Source organism: Pseudoalteromonas sp. P1-30, from assembly GCF_001400005.1.
Lineage (GTDB): Bacteria > Pseudomonadota > Gammaproteobacteria > Enterobacterales > Alteromonadaceae > Pseudoalteromonas > Pseudoalteromonas atlantica.
In genome coordinates, this window is sequence record NZ_LKBC01000002.1 from 930,655 (window position 1) to 957,002 (window position 26,348).

At 39.7% G+C, this 26,348-nt stretch carries 29 protein-coding genes and 1 tRNA gene; 15 read left to right on the top strand and 15 right to left on the bottom strand.

The window, feature by feature from the left end; genetic code table 11:
- Window positions 1–14: 14 nt before the first annotated feature.
- From nhaC to AN395_RS07640, 9 genes are all read right to left on the bottom strand, one after another.
- On the bottom strand, window positions 15–1,475 hold the full coding sequence (gene nhaC, locus AN395_RS07600; RefSeq protein WP_171036153.1) for a Na+/H+ antiporter NhaC: 1,461 nt from the start codon (window positions 1,473–1,475) through the stop codon (window positions 15–17).
- 181 nt (window positions 1,476–1,656) lie between these two features.
- Entirely contained in the window at window positions 1,657–3,681 is a 2,025-nt protein-coding gene (prc, locus tag AN395_RS07605; RefSeq protein WP_054982580.1) for a carboxy terminal-processing peptidase, read from the bottom strand.
- Window positions 3,682–3,707: 26 nt separating this feature from the next.
- The gene (proQ, locus tag AN395_RS07610; protein ID WP_004586712.1) at window positions 3,708–4,346 is read right to left on the bottom strand and encodes an RNA chaperone ProQ; all 639 of its coding nucleotides are present in this window, start codon (window positions 4,344–4,346) and stop codon (window positions 3,708–3,710) included.
- A gap of 15 nt (window positions 4,347–4,361) precedes the next feature.
- On the bottom strand, window positions 4,362–4,640 hold the full coding sequence (locus AN395_RS07615) for a hypothetical protein (protein ID WP_054982581.1): 279 nt from the start codon (window positions 4,638–4,640) through the stop codon (window positions 4,362–4,364).
- On the bottom strand, window positions 4,640–5,098 hold the full coding sequence (locus AN395_RS07620; RefSeq protein WP_054982582.1) for a GAF domain-containing protein: 459 nt from the start codon (window positions 5,096–5,098) through the stop codon (window positions 4,640–4,642). The genes AN395_RS07615 and AN395_RS07620 overlap by 1 nt, the downstream gene beginning before the upstream one ends.
- Before the next feature lie 128 nt (window positions 5,099–5,226).
- The gene (locus tag AN395_RS07625) at window positions 5,227–5,607 is read right to left on the bottom strand and encodes a hypothetical protein (protein ID WP_054982583.1); all 381 of its coding nucleotides are present in this window, start codon (window positions 5,605–5,607) and stop codon (window positions 5,227–5,229) included.
- A 302-nt stretch (window positions 5,608–5,909) separates the two neighbouring features.
- Entirely contained in the window at window positions 5,910–6,737 is an 828-nt protein-coding gene (locus AN395_RS07630) for a CPBP family intramembrane glutamic endopeptidase (RefSeq protein WP_054982584.1), read from the bottom strand.
- Window positions 6,738–6,856: 119 nt separating this feature from the next.
- Window positions 6,857–7,702: a LytTR family DNA-binding domain-containing protein gene (locus AN395_RS07635; RefSeq protein WP_054982585.1), complete on the bottom strand. Its 846-nt coding sequence runs from the start codon at window positions 7,700–7,702 to the stop codon at window positions 6,857–6,859.
- A gap of 179 nt (window positions 7,703–7,881) precedes the next feature.
- Window positions 7,882–7,972, bottom strand: a tRNA-Ser gene (locus AN395_RS07640).
- A 359-nt stretch (window positions 7,973–8,331) separates the two neighbouring features.
- On the opposite strand from AN395_RS07640, the gene AN395_RS07645 reads away from it, so the two are divergent.
- Genes AN395_RS07645 through AN395_RS07675 form a run of 7 tightly spaced genes read left to right on the top strand, consistent with a single transcriptional unit; the run spans window position 8,332 to window position 11,477 of the window.
- A complete protein-coding gene (locus tag AN395_RS07645; protein WP_054982586.1) occupies window positions 8,332–8,997 on the top strand; it encodes a Bax inhibitor-1/YccA family protein in 666 nt (221 codons plus the stop codon).
- A gap of 55 nt (window positions 8,998–9,052) precedes the next feature.
- The gene (gene tusD / locus AN395_RS07650; RefSeq protein ID WP_054982587.1) at window positions 9,053–9,406 is read left to right on the top strand and encodes a sulfurtransferase complex subunit TusD; all 354 of its coding nucleotides are present in this window, start codon (window positions 9,053–9,055) and stop codon (window positions 9,404–9,406) included.
- Window positions 9,403–9,759 (top strand): DsrE family protein, encoded by a 357-nt coding sequence (locus tag AN395_RS07655; RefSeq protein WP_054982588.1) that lies wholly within the window; start codon window positions 9,403–9,405, stop codon window positions 9,757–9,759. Before tusD ends, AN395_RS07655 begins: the two co-directional genes overlap by 4 nt.
- Entirely contained in the window at window positions 9,756–10,022 is a 267-nt protein-coding gene (gene tusB, locus AN395_RS07660) for a sulfurtransferase complex subunit TusB (RefSeq protein ID WP_054982589.1), read from the top strand. Before AN395_RS07655 ends, tusB begins: the two co-directional genes overlap by 4 nt.
- 3 nt (window positions 10,023–10,025) lie before the next feature.
- A complete protein-coding gene (locus tag AN395_RS07665) occupies window positions 10,026–10,355 on the top strand; it encodes a TusE/DsrC/DsvC family sulfur relay protein (protein ID WP_004586720.1) in 330 nt (109 codons plus the stop codon).
- A complete protein-coding gene (locus tag AN395_RS07670; RefSeq protein WP_054982590.1) occupies window positions 10,355–11,041 on the top strand; it encodes a pseudouridine synthase in 687 nt (228 codons plus the stop codon). Before AN395_RS07665 ends, AN395_RS07670 begins: the two co-directional genes overlap by 1 nt.
- The gene (locus AN395_RS07675; protein ID WP_054982591.1) at window positions 11,034–11,477 is read left to right on the top strand and encodes an NUDIX domain-containing protein; all 444 of its coding nucleotides are present in this window, start codon (window positions 11,034–11,036) and stop codon (window positions 11,475–11,477) included. The genes AN395_RS07670 and AN395_RS07675 overlap by 8 nt, the downstream gene beginning before the upstream one ends.
- 54 nt (window positions 11,478–11,531) lie before the next feature.
- On the opposite strand, the gene AN395_RS07680 is transcribed toward AN395_RS07675, so the two are convergent.
- Window positions 11,532–12,800, bottom strand: a complete 1,269-nt coding sequence (locus AN395_RS07680) for a sensor domain-containing diguanylate cyclase (protein ID WP_054982592.1) — start codon at window positions 12,798–12,800, stop codon at window positions 11,532–11,534.
- Window positions 12,801–13,139: 339 nt separating this feature from the next.
- Here AN395_RS07680 and mnmA point away from each other — a divergent pair, with 339 nt between their 5' ends.
- From mnmA to AN395_RS07705, 5 genes are all read left to right on the top strand, one after another.
- The gene (gene mnmA, locus AN395_RS07685; protein ID WP_004586724.1) at window positions 13,140–14,240 is read left to right on the top strand and encodes a tRNA 2-thiouridine(34) synthase MnmA; all 1,101 of its coding nucleotides are present in this window, start codon (window positions 13,140–13,142) and stop codon (window positions 14,238–14,240) included.
- Window positions 14,240–14,842 carry a high frequency lysogenization protein HflD gene (gene hflD / locus AN395_RS07690; protein WP_054982593.1) on the top strand — a complete coding sequence of 201 codons (603 nt, stop codon included), beginning with the start codon at window positions 14,240–14,242 and terminating at the stop codon, window positions 14,840–14,842. Before mnmA ends, hflD begins: the two co-directional genes overlap by 1 nt.
- 32 nt (window positions 14,843–14,874) lie before the next feature.
- Window positions 14,875–16,245, top strand: a complete 1,371-nt coding sequence (gene purB / locus AN395_RS07695; RefSeq protein ID WP_054982594.1) for an adenylosuccinate lyase — start codon at window positions 14,875–14,877, stop codon at window positions 16,243–16,245.
- Between the two features lie 77 nt (window positions 16,246–16,322).
- Complete coding sequence (locus tag AN395_RS07700; RefSeq protein ID WP_054982595.1) at window positions 16,323–17,468, top strand: cupin domain-containing protein; 1,146 nt, start codon at window positions 16,323–16,325, stop codon at window positions 17,466–17,468.
- A 9-nt stretch (window positions 17,469–17,477) separates the two neighbouring features.
- Entirely contained in the window at window positions 17,478–17,936 is a 459-nt protein-coding gene (locus AN395_RS07705; protein ID WP_029772652.1) for a GNAT family N-acetyltransferase, read from the top strand.
- 46 nt (window positions 17,937–17,982) lie between these two features.
- Here the strand turns inward: AN395_RS07705 and AN395_RS07710 are convergent, their stop codons facing one another.
- Together AN395_RS07710 and AN395_RS07715 are read right to left on the bottom strand one after the other, a co-directional pair.
- Window positions 17,983–18,429 (bottom strand): DUF4826 family protein, encoded by a 447-nt coding sequence (locus AN395_RS07710; protein WP_029772653.1) that lies wholly within the window; start codon window positions 18,427–18,429, stop codon window positions 17,983–17,985.
- 141 nt (window positions 18,430–18,570) lie between these two features.
- Window positions 18,571–19,974 (bottom strand): M28 family peptidase, encoded by a 1,404-nt coding sequence (locus AN395_RS07715; RefSeq protein WP_054982596.1) that lies wholly within the window; start codon window positions 19,972–19,974, stop codon window positions 18,571–18,573.
- 228 nt (window positions 19,975–20,202) lie between these two features.
- Here AN395_RS07715 and AN395_RS07720 point away from each other — a divergent pair, with 228 nt between their 5' ends.
- Window positions 20,203–21,000, top strand: coding sequence for a hypothetical protein (locus tag AN395_RS07720; RefSeq protein WP_054982597.1), 798 nt, complete (start codon window positions 20,203–20,205; stop codon window positions 20,998–21,000).
- 1 nt (window position 21,001) lies between these two features.
- On the opposite strand, the gene AN395_RS07725 is transcribed toward AN395_RS07720, so the two are convergent.
- On the bottom strand, window positions 21,002–21,406 hold the full coding sequence (locus tag AN395_RS07725) for a GFA family protein (protein ID WP_054982598.1): 405 nt from the start codon (window positions 21,404–21,406) through the stop codon (window positions 21,002–21,004).
- A 204-nt stretch (window positions 21,407–21,610) separates the two neighbouring features.
- Here AN395_RS07725 and AN395_RS07730 point away from each other — a divergent pair, with 204 nt between their 5' ends.
- Together AN395_RS07730 and AN395_RS07735 are read left to right on the top strand one after the other, a co-directional pair.
- A complete protein-coding gene (locus AN395_RS07730) occupies window positions 21,611–22,450 on the top strand; it encodes a hypothetical protein (RefSeq protein ID WP_029772658.1) in 840 nt (279 codons plus the stop codon).
- A gap of 91 nt (window positions 22,451–22,541) precedes the next feature.
- Window positions 22,542–24,389 carry an ABC transporter ATP-binding protein gene (locus tag AN395_RS07735; RefSeq protein ID WP_054982599.1) on the top strand — a complete coding sequence of 616 codons (1,848 nt, stop codon included), beginning with the start codon at window positions 22,542–22,544 and terminating at the stop codon, window positions 24,387–24,389.
- A gap of 77 nt (window positions 24,390–24,466) precedes the next feature.
- Here AN395_RS07735 and AN395_RS07740 read toward each other — a convergent pair whose 3' ends face one another.
- Both AN395_RS07740 and AN395_RS07745 read right to left on the bottom strand, forming a co-directional pair.
- The gene (locus AN395_RS07740) at window positions 24,467–24,886 is read right to left on the bottom strand and encodes an MAPEG family protein (RefSeq protein ID WP_054982600.1); all 420 of its coding nucleotides are present in this window, start codon (window positions 24,884–24,886) and stop codon (window positions 24,467–24,469) included.
- A 144-nt stretch (window positions 24,887–25,030) separates the two neighbouring features.
- Window positions 25,031–26,125, bottom strand: coding sequence for an endonuclease/exonuclease/phosphatase family protein (locus AN395_RS07745; RefSeq protein ID WP_054982601.1), 1,095 nt, complete (start codon window positions 26,123–26,125; stop codon window positions 25,031–25,033).
- Window positions 26,126–26,348: the final 223 nt, after the last annotated feature.

A 26,348-nucleotide genomic window follows, 5' to 3' on the forward strand; every position in this document is an offset into this window, starting at 1 on the left:
GGAGCTATTTAGATTTAAGCAGGTTGCTTGGGTTCAATGCGTAAAATTTTAATGCCTACGTACGCATAAATAATCGCTAAGAAAGGGTTAATTAAATTAAAGAAAGCATACAAGGCATAGTCAAATGGGTTTATTAATAAAACGCTTTGCATGTACGCACCACAGGTATTCCACGGAATTAACGGGCTTGTTATTGTGCCGCCATCTTCTAAAGTACGCGATAAATTAACGGGCTTTAAGCCACGCTTTTTATATTCTTCTTTAAACATACGACCAGGCACTACAATAGCAATGTATTGATCAGCCGCTATTAAGTTTGTGCCCACACAAGTAGCAATAGTTGATGTAATAAGCGAGCCCGTGCTTTTTGCAATTTTTAAAATGCTCTTAACAAAAATATCTAATAAACCGGTTTTTTCCATAATGGCACCAAACATAAGAGCCGTCATGATCAGCCATGTTGTAGTTAACATCCCTGCCATACCGCCACCACTGAGTAATGAATCCATTTTGTCATCACCCGTGTCGATGCTAAAACCATCGAAAAAAGTCGTCCAAATAATTTTAAAATAACCAACCAACTCACCCTGAGAAAGGTCAATTTGTGTCGCAATTAAATCAGACTGAAACAACATTGCCCACACAGCCCCAATTACAGCGCCAATTGAAATTGCCGGAAACGCTGGCATTTTTTTAATAGCTAAAACTAGCAGCACAATTAATGGAATTAACATTTCAAAGCCAATATTAAAGTTTTGCTCTAAAATCGCTGTTATTTCGTCAATCCTGCCGGCTTCATTCGAGGCAGTTGCATTGAAGCCCATAAATATAAAAATGATTAATGCAATGACAAAGCTAGGAACAGTAGTCCATAACATGTGGTGAATATGTTCAAATAAATCAGCTCCAACAACAGCCGGTGCTAAGTTAGTAGTTTCAGAAAGCGGACTGAGTTTGTCACCAAAGTAAGCACCCGAAATAACCGCCCCTGCCGTCACAGTTTGATCAAGCCCTAACCCGGTTGCCACCCCTAAAAGCGCCACACCTATGGTGGCAGCTGTGGTCCAAGAGCTACCTATACTCATTGCAACAATGCCACAAATTAAGCAGCTTGCAGCGTAAAACCAGCTTGGGTTAATAACCTGTAAGCCATAATAAATAAGCGTTGGCACGGTGCCCGACAACAGCCAAGTACCAATTAAGGCACCCACCATTAATAAAATTAAAATAGCCCCCAATGATAAGGTAATACCTTCAATCATGGCTTCTTCAAGCTTTTTCCACGTATAGCCATTTTTTAGCCCTATTAATGCCGCAGCAAAAGTGGCAAATAATAACGCTATTTGGTTAGGACCTGATGACGAGTTATCGCCAAATAAATATACCGCTGCGCCTAAAAGGCAAATTAAAACAGTGATAGGAACAAGTGCATCAAAAAACGAGGCGGGTTTAATCGGTTTTTCTAAAGGCTTCAAAATAGTGACTCCTGCACACCACATATCGTGGCGTGGTTATTTATTATTTTTAGCGTATCAGTGCTTTTTTTAAGCCACAGTAATGTAACTCAATTTAGTAATTCGCGATTATAGCAATTTAGCGAAATTTAGGTAACAAAAAAGGCGCAAAAAGCGCCTTTTAAACGGGGTAAACACGTGTTTATTTTTTAGCGATACGGCCAAAGTTAATGTAATCTTGAGTGATCAGTGCTGCCTCTTCTAAGAAAGGGTCAAGCTCTTCAATTATCTCAGGTACATCATCTAGGTTTTCTATTGGCTCCTTACCTAAACGCTTTAAACGCTCATTAGTGCGCGCTAGAGTACGTGCTTCATTTTCATCTTTTTCTTTAATACGGTCTGCTTCAACTAAAGAAATAGTTTTGCGGTCTTTCTCTTCATTGTAACGGGCAATATCATCAAATACGTAACCAAACTCTGGCTCTGACTTAATACGTACTTCGTGCTGTTTTTCAAGATAAGTGATTACAGGCGTTAAATTACCCTGCCTATTGTACTTAGCTCGTACTATGCTATCCCACGGCAATGCATTATCTTGCTTGCTCTCGCCCCATTCTGCTGGGTCTATCGCAGAAGGAAATGAAATATCAGGAATAACGCCTTTATGCTGGGTACTGCCGCCATTTATACGGTAAAACTTAGCAATAGTGTATTGTACGCTACCTAAGTCGTTGTCGTATAAATCGTACGCACGACCTAAGCCTTTGTGCTGCTGAACCGTTCCCTTACCAAAGGTTTGCTCGCCTATAATTACTGCGCGGCCATAGTCTTGCATTGCGGCGGCAAAAATTTCAGAGGCTGAAGCACTGTAACGGTCAACTAAAACAGTTAATGGGCCATCGTAGTAGGTAATTCCGTCACGGTCTTTTTGCTCTTCGATACGGTTATTTAGTGTATGAATTTGTACAACCGGACCTTGGTCAAAAAACAAGCCTGATAGCTGTGTGGCTTCATATAATGATCCACCGCCATTCTGGCGCAAATCAATAATAATACCGTCTACGTTTTCTTCTTTTAGTTTAGCTAATTCAACTTTAACGTCTTTTGAAAGATTGTTGTAAAAGCCTGGGATCTCAATAACACCAATTTTTGAAGTTAAATTTGAATAACTCGCTTCAAATACTTCAGATTTAGCAGCCCTATCTTCTAAGCGAATTTTATCACGGGTGATTTCAACTACTTTAGGCGTGCCATGTGCATCAGAGCCTTTAAGATACTGTAAACGTACCTTAGTGCCTTTAGGGCCTTTAATTAAATCAACCACATCATCTAAACGCCAGCCAATAACATCAACAAACTCTTTTTGATCTTGGGCAACACCAATAATTTTGTCGTCAGCTTTTAGCTGCTCTGTTTTATCGGCAGGTCCACCTGGTACTAAGCTACGAATAACGGTGTAATCTTCATCTGGGCTTAAAACGGCGCCAATGCCTTCAAGCTCTAGGTCCATATCCATTTTAAATTGTTCTGCGCGGCGCGGCGATAAGTACGACGTATGCGCCTCAATGCTTCGCGCTAGCGAGTTCATTACAATTTGAAATGCATCTTCTGAATTTGTTTGCACTAAACGTTTTTGTGCATTTTTATAACGCTTAGTAAGGACCTCTTTGATCCCTTCCCAATCTTTGCCTGTCATTTTTAAACGCAAGGCATCGTATTTAACACGTTCACGCCAAATTTCATCAAGCTCAGCTTGCGATGCTGGCCATGCTGAATCTTCACGGTCAAAAAAGTATTCATCGTCTTTATCAAACGTCATTTCTTTATCTAGTAATGATAAAGAGTAATCATAACGTTCAAAACGGCGCTTTAAGCTTAAGTTAAAAATATCAAACGTAAAGCCAAGCTTACCGGTGGTAATCGCATTATCAAAATCGTTGCGGTATTTTTCAAACGCAGCAATGTCGCTTGCTAAAAACACACTTTTATTAAAATCAAGGGATTCGATATAACGATCGTACACTTTGCTAGAAAGCCCATCGTTAAATCGAACCGGTGTATAGTGTGAACGAGCAAATAAGTTAGCCACTCGTTTGCTGGCAGTGCCATGTTGACTTTCTTGTTTAAGTACAGGCAAGTCTTCAAGTTTTGCCGCTTCTACAGAAGCGAATAAAGAACCCGAAAACAGGGCAGCAACTAACGGAATGAGCGTAAACTTTTTACTCATACACAACTCCTTAATTTATTTACAACTTAAATAATGTATAAGCTGTCAGCTTTGGTTTTAACTTGCATACCAGTTACTAATTCAACATGAACTTCGTCCTTGTTTACTTCAGTAATTACTGCATTTACAAGTGCTTGGCCAAGTTTAACCTTAACCTTGTTATTAACCTTGACCTCACTTGCAGGTAAAGGTTCAACTTTTCCTGAACGTTTAGCTGGCGCTGCTTTAGCTGGTTTATTAGCTTGTGCATTGTTTTTGCTAGCGTGAGCTGGTTTTTTCTTAAAAGATTTAGAATCTGAATCTTGGCGTGGACGCTGCTGCTTTTTGCGCTTTGCCATTTTCGCGCGGCTTTCTTCTAGGGCTTTTTGAGCGTGGTCAATATGCTCTTGCTCTACTTTTTCACCCTGATTACCATCAAGGTCAATACGAAACTCTGACTTAGTCACAGCTTCTAAATAGCGCCAGTTCGACGTGTATTTTCTAAGCGCTTGACGTACTTGTGTCTTACTTACTTTTTCAGACCCTTCAATACGTTCAGCGATATCTTTAAAAATACCGACTTTAAGCGGTTTAATACCGTCTTTTTGTTTAAAACATTGTGGGAATTCTTGATATAAAAATTCCAACACTTCATTAATATCTTTTAGCTTGTTTGTGGTTTCCATTTTAGAACCTATTTTTCACATCTTTTCATCAAGGGACGAATCAACGTAGTGTATTACCCAGTCGACCAACTCTTCGAAGTCGGCCTCTAGTACAGCCATATCACCACGAAGGTGTTCCCAAATACCATTTATTATTTCATCGATTGATTCACAATCTAAATCATCAGGGAGTTTATCCCAGGCAATGTGAATCAAATCATTGAGCGTTTCCGCTACATGTTCTTCATCCCCTTCCCAGTCGCCAACATCTTGTATAGCAAATAGGTAGTCTTGAACATTTAGCAAATCTTTCATTACAAGCTTGCCTCTAAGCATTTAACTAATGCTTCAAGACCCGCTTGGTCATCAGTATCAAATCGACCAATAGTTGGGCTATCAATATCAAGTACAGCAACTATTTTATCATTTTTCATGATAGGTACAACAATCTCTGAGTTTGACGCCGCGTCACATGCAATGTGACCATCAAAAGCGTGAACATCTTCAATTAATTGTGTTTGCAACGTTGCTGCCGCAGTACCACATACTCCTTTACCTACAGGAATACGGATACAGGCCGGATTACCCTGAAAAGGCCCAAGTACTAATTCACTCGGTGAATCCATAAAGTAAAAGCCCGCCCAATTTACATCTTCTAATGAGGTAAATAACAGCGCACTTACGTTAGCCATATTAGCAATGACATTAGATTCACCAGCAATTAGTGATTCAGTTTGCTTAACTAATGACTGGTAAAAATCGTGCTTTTGCATACCAAACTACTTCTTATTAAACAGACAGTAGCTAAAGGTACTCTTTGTCGTGAAAAATTGAAACCTTTTGCAGGCAAAAAAACAGAAATAGCGCCGTTTTTCAGCACGCTTGATTAATATTTCTGCAATTATTTTTTTGAGGATTTACGAAGGCCAAACAAAAATAGTCCAGCAGCAAATGCTGACATTACACTATTAATTAAAAATATCTCGCCTGTAGTCGCACTTAGTAAAAAGCTAAATATTGCACCACCTAATAAACCTAGTGTTAAAACCCCCGAATAGTTTACTTTTGCGTACTTAAACATTAGTAAATAGCCAGGCACAACAAAAGCAGCCATCGTAAGGCCAACAATGTGAGCATTCGCTATTGCGGTCATTAAAAGTTGCAAAAAAATAGTGGTAACATCACCATTAACTGTCAGTCCGTAGTATAAGCCCAACAGGCTGCCAACAATAACGGGCGATAACAAAGAAAGTGCAACACTTTTAGCTAGTTGATGTTTCATATAAGTTCCTAATTACACACTACAAACAATATATTAAGCATGCACCAAGTTCTTAAGGTTAGAAACAGAGACTATGGTCGTAATTTATGATGGGAAATTGAGCACTCTTTAAACGGCTGTAACTAGGCATTTTAATGAATAGTTTGCCAACTAAACTATTTTGTTGGCAACTCACGCTTACTTTGAGCTGCTTATTCGCCTGTAAGGCAAAGCTCACTACTTTACAGGCGCTATCTTCGATAAAACCTAGCCTTAAGATTGCAATATAAATACGTTCTTCAATTAATAGCTAATTTACGCATTTAGGCTGCGGCAGTCATTTGCGGTTTGATCGGGGTATTAAGCGTCGCTACTGATGTATTTATAAATAATGTGGACATAGTGACTTCGCGTTTTTTCCCTCGGCGGATCAGTGCTTCTACATACACAATACTTAATACAATAGCGGTGCCTTTATAAAGGTTGCCGTGCAAATCACCCACTGCGCCACCCGACATACTAAAAATGCCATAAGCTGCATTCATAAAAATATGCATCCACATAGGAAACCAAATTTTATAACCGCACTCACAATAAAGCCACGCAAACCAAGTGCCTGCAACGGTGGTTACTGCGACCGCCATTAGTGCAGAAATGACATCGCCACCTTGGTACATGTGCCCTACTCCAAATACTACCGAGCTTATCAACGCTGCAGGAATGAACCCCCAGCGGCAAAATCGGTATAAAGCGCCAAATAAAGCCGCCCTAAATATTAGCTCTTCAAAAAAACCAGCATAGATTGAGCCTGTTATTAGCCCAGACAAAGACAAATTTAAATTATTACTTAAATATGCATAGCCAAGTGTCATAGGTATACAGCACAGCAAAGCTGCAAAGGTATAGCTTTTAAAGCCTGCGGTGTTAAGGCCAATTGCGTCAAGCATGTTACGTCTTTTAAATAGCAATGTGGTTAGCACTAATAAAGGAGCATATAAAAATAGGTATTTAGCGGGGATAAATAAAACCTCAGTAGACGCATCGGCCTGGGTTAATATTTTCGTCCATTCGCTACCCCAAAAGCTTTTCATTATGTAATGGCAAAAAACAAACGTGGCTATCACTAACAGTGATTTTAAAATAGTGTTCATAGTAACCTTCTTAAGTTGTATTTTTTAGTTCAACTTAAGCATGCCTACTCCATCGTAAAACTACGAACAGTTAGGGATTAACAACATTTTTAGGTATCAAATACATGTATTTGGGCTGACTAACAAGCACTTGGGGTGAGTAACAAAGCCGCTTTTACATTATCTACGTAGCTGCGCGATACAGGAACAGGTATAGGTGTATTTTTAAGTGTTAATTGCAAGCCGCCAGCGTTGCCACTATACGAGTGAATAAAGGCTACATTAACTGCATAAGAGCGATGACACCTAATAATTGCAGAGTTAATCGAGAGCTGTTTAAGTAAGCGAGTTAAGGAAATACGCAGTAGAGTTTGTTGTATTGCGTGTCCGTCATAAACACTAATTTCGCAATAATTATCAGCCGCTTTTATAAACAAAATACGCTCTAATGCTATGCTGATTACATCACTTTTATTATCGCCCACTAACGTAATTTGCTCTAGCACTAAAGGAAGGGTTTCACTTTGCTTGTTTTGTTGCGGCTGTGGTGTTTCATCAATGCTAAACTGACTAGCATGGCGATTTAACATATACATAAAAATTAGCGGAAATGCGCCAATAGCAAATATATAGCCAATAAACAGCATCTGATTTTGCCAATGCCACTTTCCTAAAAACGCCACAACAAAATAAGCGTGGTTAAATAAAGCGCAAATTAAAATATAAAGGCCGCTTATAAGCATAATACGTATTGGCTTATAAAAATCATAACGTAACAGCACTATTTCAATAAAGCCCGATAATAGCAACGCAACAAAAGTGACTAAACCATAGCCTGAAAGCCTGAGTATTTTATATGACGATGTATCGTTAATTGTGCCAAAAGGCTGAAATACAAATAAGACAAACAACGTTACCAACGAGAACATCATTGCACGATAAACAATAAGCTTTCTTGAAGGTAAATCATCCTTGAGCCACAACATACTATTTCAATTACCAATTTTAAAATCTAAAAAATAAAAGTAGCACATTAATATGTTAACAATCTATTAATAGCGGCTAATAGCAAACCAGAATAGTGAAATAAGCGAGAAAACCTAAAGGTGGCCTGATCATAAAGCGTAGATACAAAAAAGCCCGCTTTGAGCGGGCTTTAATATAATGGTGGAGAGATAGGGATTTGAACCCTAGATGGGCTACAAACCCATGCCGGTTTTCAAGACCGGTGCATTCGACCACTCTGCCATCTCTCCGAAAGTGCTATAAACTACAAGTAAGAGTGTACTCATAATTATTGTAATTAGGTGGTGGAGAGAGCCGGTTTTCAAGACCGGTGCATTCGACCACTCTGCCATCTCTCCGCACGGCCTGCATAATAGGGAAACCCATTGGCTTTGTGAAGCTTTTTTTTTAAAAAATTGTTTAAGTGCTTAAAAAACAATTAATTTGTTTAAAGATAAAACAAAAACTTTCTTTTTGGTGCTTTTATGAACTTTAATTAAAAAATAACACTCTATTGATCTACAAAGGTTTGCCCAAACATATAAGAGTTGGTAATCTAATTTTAGTTAAATTATCGAAACAAACATGTTTCACTTAAAGGAGCTCTACAATGGCATTTAATCATTCGTACAATACCGCTAAACCGGTAATGTCGACCATTGAAACAAACAAGGTACTTAAAAACACCTATTTCTTACTGGCCATGACATTAGCATTTAGTGCTGTTACGGCGGGTATTTCAATGGCATTACAATTACCTTACTTTATGGGAATTGTGTTCACACTGGTTTCGTTTGGTTTATTATTTGTTGTAAACAAAAAAGCAGACTCAGCTTCAGGCGTATTTTGGGTATTTGCTTTTACAGGCTGTATGGGCGCAGGCCTTGGCCCACTACTTAACTACTACGCGGCTATGCCTAATGGTCCAATGCTTATTATGCAGGCCCTTGGTTCAACTGCATTAATATTTTTTGGTCTATCGGCTTATGCATTAAACACTAAAAAAGACTTCTCATTTATGGGTGGTTTTTTAACAGTCGGCTTAATCGTTGTTATTGTTGCTAGCATAGTCAATATTTTCATTGGCAGCTCGCTAATGTTTATGGTGCTTAACGCTGCGGTTGTGTTAATTATGTCTGGCTTAATTTTGTTTGATACTAGCCGTATTATTAACGGCGGTGAAACAAACTACATCCGTGCTACGGTATCTTTATACTTAAACGTGTATAACCTATTTACTTCATTACTGCACCTTCTTGGCGCAAGTGATGACTAATTAAATAGTTCTGTTAAAATAGCCCCTTTATTGGGGCTTTTTTATTGGAATTGTTTTGGCACGATTTGTTCTTTCTTTACATACTCCACCATCAGATCACGATACAACGCAGCGCATAATTAAGTTTACGCATGCGTGTTTGGCTCAAGGCCACACAATTGATGCACTTTTTTTGTATCAAAACGGTATTTACCATGCTTCAGAAAACTTTGAGCTTGCCTCTGACGAGCTTCAGATCCCTACACTTTGGCAACAGCTTGCAGATAAAGACATTAATTTAATGCTGTGTATTACAGCAGCAGAAAAGCGTGCGTTAAATTGTAAGCATACCGGTGTGTTTAGTGTGGCTGGGCTTGCCGAATTTGCAATGCTTACCAGTGATGCCGATAAATGGATACAGTTTAAATGAAAAACGTTCTAGTGATGAGTCAGTCAAGCCCATTTGATGAGCTAAATATTAGAGATGCGTTAGATATGTCACTGATTTTTGCAGCGGTTGATCAAAATATTAGCTGGCTATTTAGCGGCCCTGCAGTGCTTGCTTTAAAACATAATCAATCAACACAGCAACTTGGTGTAAAAGATTTTTTTAAAAACATCAAAACGCTTGAAATCTATGAAGTAGAAAACATATATGTATGTGAAAAATCGTTACTCGATTATAACTTAAGCAAATCTCAATTAATTATTGATTCAACCAGCCTCAATTACACTGAGCAACAGCAGCTGATCGGCCAGCAAGATTTTGTGGTGAACCTATGAGTACATTACACATTTTTTCAAAGCCACTGGCTTATTACGACTCTACTCAGCTGGAAAACTTAATTAAAGACACCGATAAAGTGCTCCTTGTTGGTGATGCCTGTTATGCCGCTAAGCAGTATTTTCAATTAAACGATTCGCTATTGTTGCTTTTAGAGGATGCGCAGGCACGCGCAGTTAAACTAAGCCCAGGCCAAACACTTATTAATTACGATGAGTTTGTTGCCCTTACTCTATCTACTAACCAATCTATTACCTGGTAAACCATGCTTGAATTTAATAATCAACAAATCGACACTGATAAACAAGGCTACTTGCTAGATTACACCTTGTGGACAAAAGAGTTAGCCCCCATCATCGCCGAGCAAGAAAACATTATCTTGAGTGAACAACACTGGGAAGTGATTAATTTTGTGCGCAATTTTTACTTAGAATATAACACCAGCCCAGCAATAAGAATGCTTGTTAAAGCCATGGCTAAAGCGCTTGGCGAGGACAAAGGCAATAGTATTTATTTGTATAAATTATTTCCCAAGGGGCCTGCAAAACAAGCCACAAAAATTGCCGGCTTACCCAAGCCCGCTAGGTGTATTTAATGGCGAACAAACCAATGCATAATCGCGCAAGTAAAAGTACCACTAAACGAACCACGGGTAGAACTTACTCACGCAGCGCGCTCACTAAAAAAAGTACAATTTCGCGTGAAATTAAACCCGCTATAGCGCCTAAAGATAGAAAAATTGTTTTATTTAACAAACCTTACGATGTGCTTTGCCAATTTACAGACGATGCCAATAGAAAAACCTTGGCTGAATTTATTCCCATTAAAGATGTATACGCTGCAGGCAGACTCGACCGTGACAGTGAAGGCTTGTTACTTTTAACAAACTGCGGAAAGCTTCAAAATACCCTTACCGCACCGAATAAAAAAACCAATAAAACCTATTGGGTGCAAGTTGAAGGCGAGCCTAGTGAAGAGGCCATTAATGCCCTGTGTAAAGGTGTTGAATTAAAAGATGGGATGACCTTACCTGCAAACGTAAAAATTATTGACGAGCCAAAACTTTGGCCTCGCGTGCCGCCGGTAAGAGAGCGAAAGTCGATTCCTACAACGTGGTTAAGTATTACAATTAATGAAGGACGTAATAGGCAAGTTCGCCGTATGACCGCCCATGTTGGGCACCCTACATTAAGGCTTATTCGCTACAGTATTGGCAATTACACGCTAGATGGCATAAGCAGCGCACAGTACAGTGTTATAAAAGGTGAGGTAAATGCATAAACCCCATGTAACGGTGGCTGCTGTAGTAAAAAAAGGAGAGCGTTTTTTACTGGTAAAAGAGCGAGATAAATTTACTTCTAATATTTGTTATAACCAACCTGCCGGCCATTTAGAACTAAACGAAACACTGGCTCAAGCAGCCAGTAGAGAGCTTTTTGAAGAAACAGGTTTGTCCCTAACGCCCACTGGCTTAATCGGTATTTATAACTTACATGCGGCTAATGGGGTGCATTACTTACGCTTTTGTTTTATGTTTGATGGCACTCAAATCACCACTGAGCCCTGCCCAAAAGATGCTGATATAATTAGTGCCAACTGGCACAGTTTAGAAGACATTAAAGCACTGCCTCTAAGAAGCCATTTAGTTTTAAAATGTATTGAAGACAGCCTAAACCGCCCTATTCAAGACATAGACTTTATTTACGACGATCATTAAACATCTGCGCTTTGTATAATTCTCAAAGCTATATAAATAGTCCAAGGCTATAAATTAACTTAATGCTAAACAATTTCGTCCTTGCCTTTTTGAATAATAAAGTGCGCTGTCGGCGGCCTTAATAAACTCTTTTTGATCGCAACTATCCTCTTTATTAATTGCGTGAATACCCATGCTCAGGGTTAAGTAGCCGGTAAAGCTGTCTTCATGAGGGATGTGCAGCTCTTCAATTGCCTTTTGAATATGCTCAGCAATAAATAAGGCCCCTTGTTTATCGGTTTGAGGCAGCAATACAACAAATTCTTCTCCGCCATAACGCGCCACAAAGTCCTCGGTGCGGCTTACCGTGCACGCTATTGCTTGCGCCACGTTATACAAACATAAATCACCATCAACATGCCCGTAGCGGTCGTTAAATAGTTTAAAGTGATCAATATCGATTAATATAATCGCCAAATCGTCACCACACTCAACGGCTTTTTCAAACTCTTTACTTAGCTTTTCATCAAAACGACGTCTATTTGCTATTTGTGTTAGCGAATCTAAAAATGCCATGTCACGTAAAATATTTTGATCTTCTAAACGCTTGGTCGCATCATTAAATACAGCAATATATTCATCGCCCAAATTGATTCCAGATACTTCCATGGTAATTGTATTACCGTTTTTACAAGTAACATGGTAATCATGCGCGGGGATGTCTTGCCCTGTTTCATTGCCAATTTCTAACGCCGATTGCCACGTTTTTTTCACGGCCTCTCGATAGTGAGGATCTGGGTATGCATTAACCCACCACTGCTCTAAGTTAGGTAAGTCATCAACGGTATAACCAAATACATCTATAAAGCGCTGATTAATCCTAATAATATCACCGGTTTTGGCACACACATTAGAGATAGGCATAGGCAAAATAGTAAATAAATGGGCGTAGTGGCTCATCTCGTGTCGCTTCATAGGATGATGCATTTTTTTAGAAAGGAAACTGTATGGCGCATCTTCTTTTTCATTAGAAAGCGAATTATCCATACTTAATGCAAAATACCATTCATCCCACCAGCGTTTCATAGTCTCAAACAAGGCAGTTTCTGACTCGTCAACTAATTCAAAAGAACTTGAGACAGCATTGAAAATCTCATCAATAGGACTGTTTTGCTTGGCATCTGAGGGTAAAGTGTGCTCAAAAACTTCATGAAAAAGCGTATACGTATCACGTTTTAAGTCGCTTGTAGGCATTATGAGCAACTCATTTAGTTCATCGCGTGAGTTTGCAGCATAATATTGTATTAACGTTGAAAGCTTTTTTACCTGGAAGGCGTAATTCATATATTCATTCCGTTGAAAATATTTTTATAATAAAAAGTGAGTCTAATAAGCTAAATCTTACTGGCAGCTGAATTTACAAGCAAGAACAAGGTAATAAAAGCATTATTATCATTTAATAGAGTAAGAATGGCACCGAAATATCTTTTTACAATGGCTTATTTAAATTTTTCATCATTTTTTATGTTAAATGCGTTTCAGTCTTATTTGCTATTTATTATATGAATAAAATAACTACAAAATCGTGTGTTTGCGCCACTCCTCCCTTTAAGCAAAAACAAAATGCGTGCTATAATCGCGGCCTTTCCAAGTTAACAGCAATCTGTATAAGCGAAATTATTCATGAGCGAAAATAGTCACATTAAAGTCATCGTTGGTATGTCCGGCGGTGTTGATTCTTCTGTATCTGCATATTTATTACAACAACAGGGCTACCAAGTAGAAGGCCTGTTTATGAAGAACTGGGAAGAAGACGACAATGACGAATACTGTGCAGCCGCTGAAGATTTAAAAGATGCACAAGCAGTGTGTGACAAATTAGGCATCGAGCTTCATACAGTTAACTTTGCAGCCGAATACTGGGACAACGTTTTTGAGTACTTTTTAGAAGAGTACAAAGCGGGCCGTACGCCAAACCCAGATATTATGTGTAACAAAGAAATTAAATTTAAAGCATTTTTAGAATTTGCAGCACAAGCACTTGGCGCCGATTATATTGCAACAGGCCATTATGTTCGTCGTGAACTACGAGACGACAAATACGTTATGTGCCGAGGCTTAGACGATAACAAAGATCAAAGCTATTTCTTATATACCTTAAGCCATGAACACATAGGCCAAACTCTTTTCCCAGTAGGCGATATAGCTAAACCAGACGTACGCCGTATTGCAGAAGAGCAAGACTTAATCACCCACGATAAAAAAGACAGCACCGGTATTTGTTTTATTGGGGAGCGTAAATTTAAAGACTTTTTACAAAAGTTTTTACCTGCTCAACCTGGTGTGATTGAAGATACTGACGGCAACAACGTAGGTGAGCACGAAGGGCTTATGTATCATACACTTGGCCAACGTAAAGGCTTGTTAATTGGTGGCATGAAAGAAGGCTCTGGCGAGCCTTGGTACGTTGTAGATAAAGACGTTGAGCGCAATGTGCTCGTTGTCGGACAAGGTAAAGACCACCCTCGCCTTTACAGCAATGGCCTAAACGCCAATCAATTACATTGGGTAGACCGTGTTGGTCCTCAAGGTACAACGCGCTGCACCGTTAAAACCCGTTACCGCCAAGAAGATATTAATTGTACTCTTCTCGTTGGGGAAGATGGTATGGCACGCGTATTGTTTGATGAACCACAAAAAGCCGTTACACCAGGTCAATCAGCTGTATTTTATGCCGATGATGTGTGTTTAGGTGGCGGTATTATAGATTCGGTGATTAAGTAATGAATCAACACCAAGTCATGGCGCTTGCCGCCATGTGCCAAGTGGCTAAACAAGTACAAAAAATTGCGCAATACGGCAGCGCAAACGATTCAGACTTAGACGTGCTATTTACAAGTATTGTACAAACATCACCCGCATCGCCGGTTGATGTTTATCAAGGTACGCATAACTTGCGCGACGGCTATAAAACATTAATGGCGCAGCTTACTGCTGGCGCTCAAAAAGATGTTGAAATAGTTAAGTACGTAGGTGGTTTAATGCAGCTTGAACGTATTTTAAATAACGAGCCAAAAAGCTTAGCTGAACTTGGCCGTCGTATCGACGACATTCATCGTCGCTTAGATCATTTTGCCATAACCGATGACACCGTAGTTGCCGGTTTAGCAGATATATACTCGTCGGTGCTGAGCCCCCTTGGGCACCGAATTCAGGTTTATGGTAAACCCGAGTTATTAAAACAGCAGCAAACGCAAAATAAAATTCGTTCCCTTTTATTAGCAGGAATTCGCAGTGCTGTATTATGGCGACAAATGGGCGGTAAACGCCGTCACTTTTTCTTTGCAAAAAGAAAAATTCTCGCTATTGCAAAAACAAACATTTAATTATCGTTCAAAACTAAAATTTAGGAGTTATTATGGAGCTTTCAGCGTTAAGCGCTATCTCTCCAGTGGATGGTCGCTACGGCAGCAAAACCACTGAACTACGCAGTATTTTCAGCGAATTTGGCTTAATCAAATACCGCGTAACCGTTGAAGTGCGTTGGTTGCAAGCCTTAGCTGCAGCAAGCGATATTAAAGAAGTACCTGCATTTAGCGAACAAGCCAATGCACTTTTAAATGCCATTGTTGATAACTTCAGCGAAGCAGACGCACAGCGTGTTAAAGACATTGAACGCACCACAAACCACGATGTTAAAGCGGTAGAATATTTACTAAAAGAAAAAGTAGCCGATAACAGCGAAATTAACGCTATTAACGAGTTCATCCATTTTGCCTGTACATCAGAAGATATTAATAACCTATCTCATGGTTTAATGCTAAGCGAAGCTCGTGATAATGTGCTCCTTCCATACTGCGACCAATTACTTAACGCTATAAAAGAAAAAGCCATTGAGTACAAAGCAGTACCTATGATGACGCGTACCCACGGCCAACCAGCTACGCCTTCAACAATGGGTAAAGAGTTTGCTAACGTATACATGCGTTTAAAACGCCAACGCGACCAAATCGCACAGGTAGAAATGCTAGGTAAAATTAACGGTGCTGTAGGTAACTACAATGCTCACCTGAGTGCTTACCCAGATTACGATTGGCATACCCACGCAAGCAACTTTGTAACTAGCCTTGGTTTAACCTTTAACCCGTTCACTACACAAATAGAGCCGCATGACTACATTGCCGAGCTATTTGATGCTATTGCTCGCTTTAACACTATTTTACTTGATTTTGATCGTGACGTTTGGGGTTACATTGCCCTTAACCACTTTAAGCAAAAAACCATTGCTGGCGAAATCGGCTCTTCAACAATGCCGCATAAAGTAAACCCTATCGACTTTGAAAACTCAGAAGGTAACCTAGGTTTAGCAAATGCTATATTTGCTCACCTTGCACAAAAACTGCCTGTTTCTCGTTGGCAGCGTGACCTTACCGACTCAACCGTTTTACGTAACTTAGGTGTGGGTATGGGCTACACGCTTATTGCGTATCAATCTACACTTAAAGGCGTAAGCAAGCTTGAAGTAAATGAGCAACGTTTACTTGATGAGCTTGATCAAAACTGGGAATTACTTGCTGAGCCAATTCAAACGGTTATGCGTAAATACGGTATTGAAAAACCATACGAAAAACTTAAAGATTTAACGCGTGGTAAACGTGTAAATCAAGAGATTATGGCCGACTTTATCGATGGTTTAGACCTGCCAGAGCACGCTAAAGTAGAAATGAAAAAACTAACACCTGCCAACTACATTGGCCGCGCTGTTGAGTTTATTGACGATTTAGTTTAAATACTAAATTGCGCATATAAAAAGCGAAAGGATAATCCCTTTCGCTTTTTTTGTACTAAAAATTATAGGCCAACTCTATGTACCAATTAAAAATAAACAACCTCTGTGAGCAAGAATTTTTAAACCAATACTGGCAAAAAAAACCGCTATTAATTAAACAAGGCTTTACAGACTTTCAAGACCCAATAGAGGCAGAAGAGCTTGCCGGTCTTGCTATGGAAGAAAGTATAGAGTCGCGAATTGTTACCAACCACAATAACGATTGGCAAGCATACCAAGGCCCATTTGAAGACTTTGAAAAATTAACTGAGCAACACGCTACTTTATTGGTACAAGCGGTTGATCATTGGCATAGCGATGCAGCACAACTGCTTCAGCCATTTCGGTTTATACCTAACTGGCGAATAGATGATTTAATGATCAGCTACTCAACCCCTAAAGGTGGCGTTGGTCCACACCTAGATCAGTACGATGTATTTATTATTCAAGGCGAGGGTAAGCGTCATTGGCGTGTTGGCCTGCCTGATCCAACACTTAAACAATTTGCGCAAAATAACAAACTACTGCAAGTTGAGCAATTTGAAGCCGTTATAGATTGTATTTTAGAGCCTGGCGATATTTTATATATACCACCTGGGTGCCCTCACGAAGGCTATGCAATAGAAAACGCCCTTAACTACTCGGTTGGATTTAGAGCGCCTAATCAGCAGGACTTATTTTCTAGTTTTGCCGATCATGTTATTGATACCGACAGCGGCCAAAAACGCTATACCGATCATACTTTAGCCCTTAGGGACTCTAAAGGTGAGCTTTTAAAGAGCGAAACCGATAAAGTTAAAACCCTTATGCAAGCGCTACTTAATAACGATGAGCTATTTAAGCATTGGCTTGGTAATACCTTAAGTCAAGCCAAGCACGAAATGGACTTAGCCCCGCTTGAAGAGCCTATAACCTGCGAGCAAATGAGTGATTTTATAGCAAACAATGCAGAAGAATTTGAGCGTTTAGGCGGCGTACGTGCTATCTATCAGCAGCTAGAAGACACCCTATTATTAAGTATTAATGGCGAAAACTACCCGTTACCACTTTGCGACTTAAATGCCGTTACACTATTAACAGATCACGATTATGTTAATACCGACGATTTAAACGCAGCGCAGCCCAGCCTAGTTTTTATTCAAACCTTTACTACACTAGTTAATGAGGGGATGTGGTTTAATTAGAGGTGCGCTATGGGCTATCAAATTAATAAGGTCGAGTGGGATAGGCAAAAAGACCAGCTACAACAAATACGTGAAAAAGTATTTGTATATGAGTTACACATACCCAAACGAATAGAATTTGATAGCCAAGACAAACTAGCACACCATGTGCTAGTTACTCACAACAGTAACGCCCCCGTAGCCACAGGTAGGCTGTGTACAGATGGTTTAATAGGCCGAATAGCCGTTTTACCCGCACACCGTAATCGCCATGTTTATACTTCATTACTTACTTTTATTGTTAATCTTGCCGCTAACGATGGGCACCAAGTTATTAGTATTAATTGTATTTTAAACGAAGTTGAACGTTTTAAACGAAACGGCTTTATACAACAAGGCGGTGTTTTTATGGAAGCAGGTATACCTAGGCAGCGAATGCAATGCCAAGTGTCTGAGTTTGTCACTAAACCATTTACATTAGTACATTAAAAAAGGGCCGTTAATAGCCCTTTTTTACGTTTATACAAACAATACCTTATTTTGGTTCATTAGCCCAAAGTTGCTCGTTTTCATGCATTTCGTATAAGCCGTGTGCACGGTTTATAAGTAAGTTAGCAAAGTCGACCTGGGTTTTATCGCGTGCGCCAACACTCATTATTTGATCTGCTTTTAACTGCCATTGTAATGAAAAATAACGCATAGCATCGCGCGCATCTTTTGCTGCACTTACTTCTGCATGATCAGTAGGTAAGCGCCCTGTTATTACCCAGTAGCTCTTGCCGTTTTGCGCTTTAAATTTCCACATAGCACACAATGGCGCTAAAAAGCGGCTGTCTTTGTCTATTACTGATTTAGGCATAATGCCTTTTTCTGCTAAGTATTTTTGGGCGTTTTGAAAACACTCGCGTTGCCAAGCAACCCGTTGTTGCTCTATTTGTGCTTGCTCTTGAGCTGTTAATGGTTTTTTTTCTTCTTGCTGCATTTTATTAACCTTTACTGCTTTTTTCTACACTCTAAGTGCATAACAAATAAGGTGCAAGCATAAAACACCTGCTTTGCACCTTAAATACACCATTTGATTTGTTTTTAATCACAATTGCGCTTAAGCAATAATAAATCGCTGTTATTTTATATTGTGATCAAACGAGCCTACATCACCTGGGAACACCACTGGCGATTCAATCCCGTCTTTGCTTATCGCTGCAACACCAAAATAGTAATTATCTATAACAACGTTTTTAAGTGTAGCTTTACTTACATTGCCCACATCTTGACTAAATTGCCATTGTGGCTCACTGGTATAGCGCCAATAAATACGATAACCGGCAATATTATCATCATCTGAACTTTGCCACGAAAGCGTAGTGTCGGCCTTAACCGCGCCTTCAATTTTTACCTGCTTAGGGGGAGCTGGCGCCCAAGCCATTGAAGCCATTGTTACTGCGTTCAGTGATGTAAGCTTTGCTGTGTAGTCAAAATCAACGCCATCTATGGTATCGCCATAAACCACCCCGTTTTCTGTACGTAAATCTTGATGTTGTCGGTCGTAATGCTCATTAGTTTCCATAATTCTGACTGCTGCAAAACCTGCATCGTTAAATGGTCGATGGTGCCCGCCCCGGCCAAATCTATCTAACCTGTAAACTAACATCGTATCTAAATTTGGAATGTACCTATCGGCAATTGTATCTATATACCGCGCTAAATTACGGCTCGCCGAATCGACTTCACCACCTGTAAATCGGCGCGTTCTTGCTTGTTGTTTCGTTTCTACTACACGCGTGCCTTCTGAGAAAATACGCGCCGTTGTATTGTCGGTAACGCCATTAATACCGGTAATGTTGCCAATCATGTCGTTATTTAAAACGCCATGTACTTGCCAATTGTGCTGTTGCGCATACGCTGTGAGTATTTTACCGCCAAATAAACCTTGCTCTTCGCCCGACAACGCTGCATACACAACTGAGCCATTAAATTTATGCTTGCTTAGTACACGTGCAGCTTCAATAACCCCTGCCACGCCTGAAGCGTTATCATTAGCACCCGGTGAATCACTGGTAAAGTCCATTACATCACTCACCCGCGAATCAATATCGCCCGACATAATAACCATTCGGTTTGGCTCAGTACTACCACGCTGAATGGCCACTATATTCACTACTTCAACAGGATTAGGAATTCGTTTTTCACCTGATATAGTGTCTTTAACTTCAATAACTTCTAGGCAACCACCACATTGCGCTGATATTTTTTCAAACTCTTTTTTGATCCAACGCCGTGCAGCACCTATGCCCCGTGTATCTGACTCAGTTTCAGAAAGCGTATGGCGGGTACCAAAATCCACCAGCGTTTGTATGTCGCTCTCAATACGTTTAGCTGATACCTGCGCTGCAATATCATGTAGCTTTTGTTGTTCTTCATATTTTATGCTGGCATGAGCCTGTGCTGATAATCCTGCCGTACAAGCAAAGGCTAACGCACTCAAATTAATAAGTTTAGTGGTAATAGAAAAAGGGGGTTTGCGCATTATAAGCTCCTTATTTTTTACCTTACCATTACTCAACAACCTTTTTAGTGCAACTATTTTGAGTTAAAGCTTTATACAAGTAAGCTCAACTGTAAAAATTAACCACACTTAAGTACTCCCCTCTTTTAAGTAACCAAGCGTATTACAAACCTTGTTACATAAATACGCTATATACATAGCGTGTTTTCGTGGCAAACTAATGGGGTGTTTTATTTGTATTTGTAACCTATGCGCCAGCTTAAAGCCGACACTGTCTCTGCCAATTTAATAGCCACTAGTAACAACCAATATGGGCCTATTTGTGTTTATCAAAATACGGCCTATCGCTGGTTAACACTTGCCCAAAATGCGCAAAGCGATATCACTATTCAAGGGGTGATGAGCCTTAATAAGAATGAACAATTACTGATTGCGGTTAATCAATGCATGCTGTTATTTTTACTTAAAGCAGCTGAGCCACTACGGGTGTTAAATTTAGGTTTAGGCACTGCGGGCATTGAACGAGCCATTCATTATTTACATAACAAAACGGCTTATATAAATAACTTAGCTGTGTTTGACAGTGTAGAAATAAACCCCGCGATGATAAGCGTTGCTAAGCACCATTTTAACTTGCCCGCTAATCATACAGTGCACTTACAAAATGCAGAGCAGTTTGTTGCAACGTGCACGCGCACATACAATGTCATTACAATTGATATTTTTAGTGGCGATGTACATCAAGACTTTTTATCTAGCAGCGTATTTTGGCAAAACATACGTCGCTGCAGCGGGCTAAATGCGCAAATTATTATAAATTTAAACCCTAAAACAGGAAAAGAGCTCCAAGCTTTACTCGTCCTGTTTAGGCAACACTTTAGCTGTATTGCCCTTATAGAGTTTAACGAATACAAAAATATTGTCGTGATACTTTCTCAGCAAAGCTTAGTGCACATTAATAATGAAGAAATAGCCCATTCGCCATTATTTAAAACGTGGGCACCTTCCCTTCACAACGACATAAACAGCATTTATCACATAGAGTAATTTAGCGCCCTGGTTCGTGTTTTTCATAGCACGGCAAATGGGTTTCTATTTGCTCCCAATTGGCTTTAGAGCTAACAAAATTATGCGACATTACCTGCTCAGCAATATCGTCATCTATCAACCCTAGGCGTATTCGCAAGCGAGATTTATCCTCTGCATTAGCACTGTAAATAGGTGAGCCACATGTTTTACAAAAAAAGCGCGCACGCCCAGGTTTGAAATTAAATTCAGTTAAATTATCTTCACCTTTGGTAAGTGTAAATTCGTGAGTGTTTACAAAACCATTCGTGGCAAAAGCAGTTCCGCTGTTTTTTCTGCATAGTGAGCAGTGACAATGAATAATTTGAGAAATAGCCCCTTTAATTTCAACACTTACCGCTTTACATAAGCACGTTCCAGTATACATATAATCCCTTTTATTATTTTTAATTGCGTGTTGTTAGGTATTTTACGCGTTTAAAATAAAAACGTCAGTAGAATAGATAAAACACAATATTGGTTGACTAATTTACACCAAATTGGTTATATAAATTTTAAGTTTGAAAAATTAAAAGTCATATATTGGTTTACCAATTTATATACTTATACTTACATTAGTAAAAGAGGGATTATGCGCGTTAAATACAGCTTACTGTTAGTGGCTTGCTCAGGATTATTAGCCTGTAGCCAAAACAATCAAAATGCCCCCTCTGCAAAGTGGCTATTAGTAGATAACTTTGAACAACCGCTAAAAGGCTGGACAAAGGCCGACACAGACAACCAAACTCAACCTTATGTCGCTAACCCACAAGTAACTAAAATAGAAGTTGAGGACACAGCCAAAGGGATAAACCATTTTTTAATTAAAAAACCTGCCGAAAATGGCATTGTCGGCAACCGCAAAGCCCTTAGCTATAAAAAGCTTCCAAAAACAGTGCCCGTTGGCGAAACCTACACTTTTTTTACCCGTATTAACGTTGCCTCTTTTCCAAATAACCATGCTTTTGGATTAAGTAACTTAGAGCCAGAGCAAATAAACGTTCATGGCTACGACGCCTTTGAAGCCACTTTACGAGTTACCGATAAAACCGAATCAAACGGCTTAGTTAATACCGGGGCGCTAATGGTCAAAACTGATAAAGGCTATAGTAATATCCAAAACTATGCACAAGCGCAATCGGCTAAACCACTTGATACAAACAGTTGGTACAACATTTGGTACGTTGTTAATAATGCATCGGTAAAAATGCAAGGCCAGCAATACAATGTATATGTACAAGGCGGCGAATTTAAAAACCAAACCTTAGTGTATAAAAATGCCACCTTTAGAATGAAACGCGAACGCCCACTTAGCTATTTTTTAGCTAACTGTAATACGGGCCCACATAAAAAGCCTTACGGAAATGGCGGTTTACGCTATGACGACATTTATATGATTAAAGGCGTAAATCTCACAAACCCTATTCGATAAAAGTAGCAGTGTAAATTAGTCGCTAAAGATCTACAGCGCGCCACTTAAATGGTATGATCATTTTCTATTATTTGTCATTTAAGTTTATAAAATGTATCGATTATTCGAAAAAATGACCAACGCATTTCCTGAGCAAAAGCCAACGCAGCCGCCCTCTACCTTATTTGCGTTTTGTCGTCATTACACTAAAGGTATGGAGCTGTCGTTAGTTTTAATGTCTGTTAGTGCTGCCCTGCTTGCCATTTTAGAAGTATCGTTATTTAGCTATATGGGCCAACTGGTTGATTGGTTGGGCACCTACACACCGCAAACCCTATTTGAAGAGCAAAAAGCCGAACTTATAAAAATGGCGGTAGTGCTTTTAGTGATATTGCCTATTGTGGTGTTTTTTCACTCGGCTATTTTGCACCAAGCATTACTGGGTAATTACCCTATGTCGATTCGTTGGTCGGCGCATAGATACTTATTACGCCAAAGTGTTAGCTTTTATCAAAACGAGTTTGCAGGGCGTATTGCCACAAAAGTAATGCAAACATCACTGGCCGTACGAGAAGCCGTAATGAAACTGCTCGATGTACTAATGTATATTGTGGTTTATTTTGGCGCTATGGTGTTTTTAGTTGCAGAAGCTGACTGGCGTTTAATGCTACCGCTTTTAGTGTGGGTAATTATTTATGCCGCTATTCAAATGTACTTTGTGCCAAAACTTAAAAAAATTGCCAGCTCACAGGCCGATGCGCGCTCTGAAATGACCGGCCGTATAGTCGATAGCTATACAAATATATCAACCATTAAGCTTTTTTCGTACACACAACGTGAAGAGCAATACGCTAAACAAAGTATGGATGTATTTTTACAGCCTGTTTATAAGCAAATGCGTTTAGTAACCAGCCTTAACTTTGCCATTAATAGCCTAAATTACTTATTAGTATTTAGTGTGGCCGCACTATCCCTTTATTTATGGTCGCTAAGTGCAATTAGCGCAGGCGCCATTGCTGTTGCTGTTAGTTTATCGCTTAGATTAAATGGTATGGCGCAGTGGATCATGTGGGAAATAAGTAGCTTGTTTGAAAACATTGGTACCGCAACCGATGGCATGAAAACCTTATCTACGCCCATTAAAGTAGATGACAAACCCGATGCAAAAGCGCTTAACGTTTCTAAGGGCGAAATCGCGTTTTCAAATGTTCACTTTAACTACGGCAAAGCCGCTAACGAAACCAATCGCGGACCGGTAATGAACGGCCTAAACCTCCATATCAAACCCGGTGAAAAAATTGGCTTAGTGGGTCGCTCTGGCGCTGGTAAATCAACGTTAGTTAATTTACTGCTGCGCTTTTACGATACCGATTCGGGGACGATTAAAATTGATGGCCAAAACATTACCGATGTAAGCCAAGAAAGCCTTCGCCGCTATATAGCCATGGTTACGCAAGACACTTCCCTGCTTCACCGCTCTGTAAAAGATAATATTTTATACGGCCGGCCCGATGCCTCAGAAGCCGAAATGCTCAGCGCTGCCAAGCAAGCTAAAGCACTCGAGTTTATAAGCGATTTAGAAGATAGCAAAGGCAATAAAGGGTTTGATGCTCAAGTAGGCGAGCGCGGTGTAACCCTCTCTGGTGGGCAACGCCAGCGTATCGCTATAGCGCGGGTATTACTGAAAAATGCACCTATTTTAATACTCGATGAAGCCACCAGCGCGCTCGACTCAGAAGTTGAAGCCGCAATACAAGCAAGCTTAGATGATTTAATGACAGGTAAAACTGTGATTGCCATTGCTCACAGGCTATCGACCATTGCGCAAATGGACAGACTTATTGTACTTGATGGAGGACGTGTTGTAGAGCAAGGCAGCCACGAAGCGCTCATTGCACAAAATGGTATTTATGCTGGCCTTTGGGCGCATCAAACCGGTGGGTTTATTGGTGTCAGCTAAAAACTAAAAAGCAAAAGGGCTAATTACAGCCCTTTCGCTTTTATACTAACGGTTTAATAGCCTTTAATCGCGTGGTATTAAGCTATTAATCTTAAGCCAATTAAAATTAGCATAACAATATTGGCTATAAAACTGATTAAAAAGAAGTACGTGCGTGGGCTTGGGTTTTTCTCTGTGGCTATAACGTAATACAGCGCCATATGAATTAATCGCGCTATTACATACACCCAAACACACATGGCAAATATAGGGCTTTGGTAATTTATTACAAATGCAAACAACACAGTACCAATAAACAGCGCGCTGTTTTCTAGTGTGTTATGAAAAGTACGATGGGCTCTAAATATAAAACTGTCGTGCGATAAATCATCGCTAATTTTACCCGGTACAGCATTAGGCTGTTTAGCTTTGCTAAAGGTAGCTACCGACCACTGTACCACTAACATTATTAAGTAAACGTAAAACGCCATATAGGCAGAAAGCGCAACTTCAGTCATTTTTATGTCCTTAAAATTGTTTTAACTCAGTAGTTACAGCAAGTTTTAAGCCTAAAATAAGTTCATTATAATTAATAACTTATAATTTATAGGTTCAATAATAATGTAAAAGCTGCAAACCTATTTATAAATGTTACCCACGTATTAACTCCTTAACGTTAGCGTAATTGATACCACTGCGTGATCGGTTGTTAAATCGTCTCGTTCGTATTCTGGGTTTATTAAATGCCTGTCGTATGTATGATAATCACTCACTTCATAAAAGCTATCATCGTAACTTGGGTCAAATTCACACGAGAGTAAAATATAATCAAGTACCGTACTACTTGTTCCATAGTAATGGGTAGGGCTGCGATTTAATAACGGCGCCGAGGGGCCATTACTTTGTTGAGCATCTGCATGGCTGCCAGCGTTTTGCTGTGTGTTGTGCGCCGTAAATTGGCTCATTTTTAGTGTTTTAAATAACTGCCATGCGTCATTTAAACAATATTTAGCAAGGTATGTTTTAACATCAAACGCTGGGGCAAATCGCAATGTATTCGTTAGTAAATGGCTCAACACGCCATCGGCTAGGTCGTTATTAAAATCGCCCATTAACACCATAGGCTGTTGTGTAGCTTCGCGTCGGGTAATCATTTCTATCATTAGTAAAGTGGCTTCACTGCCGCGCTGAATGGTTGAGCCCCACGAGCCGGTCACCTTTGCTTTGAGAGTGTCTATTATGTTTTTTTCGCTTGAGAGCGGCTCGGTTTTGGCTGAGCTAGTAGTACTTTCATCACTTTCAATCATGGCTCGTTTTGACTTAAAATGCACTACATAACAGTCGGTATTACCTACATGAGGTAATTTAATGGTTGCTCTTAACACCTTACGGCTAAAAGTAAAATTACTATTAAGGCCAAGCATTCCAACAAGCTCGGTATTGTGCTTAACCGCAGCCACATCAACAATCTCAAATTTAGACGCTATTGCCACGACCGGGCGTTTAAAAATAAAATCATCAATCACCTCTGGCGTATCAACCACAGCAAAATATGTATAGCCTTGCTGCGCCATTAACGCCTTTAGCGATTCAATACTAAATACTTCTTGAAAACCTACTACATCAGGCGCGTACTCATTTAAATAATCTACAATCCAGCGCTGTTTGCGTGCCCATTGCTCTGCGGTATAAATTTTTTCAAAATCGTAATATGCATTAGGCGGCTCAAGGTAGTTAAATAAATTAAACGTGGCTATTTTAAATTGCGTGTTTTTTACTACAGGCGCGTTTAAATCAGCGGCAGGTTCAGCCTCAAGCGTAGTGTGATGTAATGTCGATTCAAAATTACTGATAACAATAGCCTAGCGAATAAAAGTGCGTTAATTATACCCTAAAGGGTTTAAAGTTCTAAACCGTGAATTATTCTCAACATGCAAATAAAGCCCTTTATTTACGCTATACTGCCCTCCTCGTTATTAG

Bases quoted from the DNA above. Each gene is read 5' to 3' on its own strand.
- tusB (WP_054982589.1), top strand. From the start codon at position 9,756: ATGAGTACATTACACATTTTTTCAAAGCCACTGGCTTATTACGACTCT.
- AN395_RS07625 (WP_054982583.1), bottom strand. From the start codon at position 5,607: ATGAAACATCAACTAGCTAAAAGTGTTGCACTTTCTTTGTTATCGCCC.
- AN395_RS07730 (WP_029772658.1), top strand. From the start codon at position 21,611: ATGCGCGTTAAATACAGCTTACTGTTAGTGGCTTGCTCAGGATTATTA.
- hflD (WP_054982593.1), top strand. From the start codon at position 14,240: ATGAATCAACACCAAGTCATGGCGCTTGCCGCCATGTGCCAAGTGGCT.
- AN395_RS07655 (WP_054982588.1), top strand. From the start codon at position 9,403: ATGAAAAACGTTCTAGTGATGAGTCAGTCAAGCCCATTTGATGAGCTA.
- AN395_RS07720 (WP_054982597.1), top strand. From the start codon at position 20,203: ATGCGCCAGCTTAAAGCCGACACTGTCTCTGCCAATTTAATAGCCACT.
- AN395_RS07705 (WP_029772652.1), top strand. From the start codon at position 17,478: ATGGGCTATCAAATTAATAAGGTCGAGTGGGATAGGCAAAAAGACCAG.
- AN395_RS07620 (WP_054982582.1), bottom strand. From the start codon at position 5,098: ATGCAAAAGCACGATTTTTACCAGTCATTAGTTAAGCAAACTGAATCA.
- prc (WP_054982580.1), bottom strand. From the start codon at position 3,681: ATGAGTAAAAAGTTTACGCTCATTCCGTTAGTTGCTGCCCTGTTTTCG.
- AN395_RS07715 (WP_054982596.1), bottom strand. From the start codon at position 19,974: ATGCGCAAACCCCCTTTTTCTATTACCACTAAACTTATTAATTTGAGT.
- AN395_RS07635 (WP_054982585.1), bottom strand. From the start codon at position 7,702: ATGTTGTGGCTCAAGGATGATTTACCTTCAAGAAAGCTTATTGTTTAT.
- AN395_RS07680 (WP_054982592.1), bottom strand. From the start codon at position 12,800: ATGAATTACGCCTTCCAGGTAAAAAAGCTTTCAACGTTAATACAATAT.
- mnmA (WP_004586724.1), top strand. From the start codon at position 13,140: ATGAGCGAAAATAGTCACATTAAAGTCATCGTTGGTATGTCCGGCGGT.
- AN395_RS07700 (WP_054982595.1), top strand. From the start codon at position 16,323: ATGTACCAATTAAAAATAAACAACCTCTGTGAGCAAGAATTTTTAAAC.
- AN395_RS07725 (WP_054982598.1), bottom strand. From the start codon at position 21,406: ATGTATACTGGAACGTGCTTATGTAAAGCGGTAAGTGTTGAAATTAAA.
- AN395_RS07675 (WP_054982591.1), top strand. From the start codon at position 11,034: ATGCATAAACCCCATGTAACGGTGGCTGCTGTAGTAAAAAAAGGAGAG.
- AN395_RS07735 (WP_054982599.1), top strand. From the start codon at position 22,542: ATGTATCGATTATTCGAAAAAATGACCAACGCATTTCCTGAGCAAAAG.
- AN395_RS07740 (WP_054982600.1), bottom strand. From the start codon at position 24,886: ATGACTGAAGTTGCGCTTTCTGCCTATATGGCGTTTTACGTTTACTTA.
- AN395_RS07670 (WP_054982590.1), top strand. From the start codon at position 10,355: ATGGCGAACAAACCAATGCATAATCGCGCAAGTAAAAGTACCACTAAA.
- AN395_RS07710 (WP_029772653.1), bottom strand. From the start codon at position 18,429: ATGCAGCAAGAAGAAAAAAAACCATTAACAGCTCAAGAGCAAGCACAA.
- AN395_RS07665 (WP_004586720.1), top strand. From the start codon at position 10,026: ATGCTTGAATTTAATAATCAACAAATCGACACTGATAAACAAGGCTAC.
- AN395_RS07630 (WP_054982584.1), bottom strand. From the start codon at position 6,737: ATGAACACTATTTTAAAATCACTGTTAGTGATAGCCACGTTTGTTTTT.
- AN395_RS07615 (WP_054982581.1), bottom strand. From the start codon at position 4,640: ATGAAAGATTTGCTAAATGTTCAAGACTACCTATTTGCTATACAAGAT.
- AN395_RS07645 (WP_054982586.1), top strand. From the start codon at position 8,332: ATGGCATTTAATCATTCGTACAATACCGCTAAACCGGTAATGTCGACC.
- proQ (WP_004586712.1), bottom strand. From the start codon at position 4,346: ATGGAAACCACAAACAAGCTAAAAGATATTAATGAAGTGTTGGAATTT.
- purB (WP_054982594.1), top strand. From the start codon at position 14,875: ATGGAGCTTTCAGCGTTAAGCGCTATCTCTCCAGTGGATGGTCGCTAC.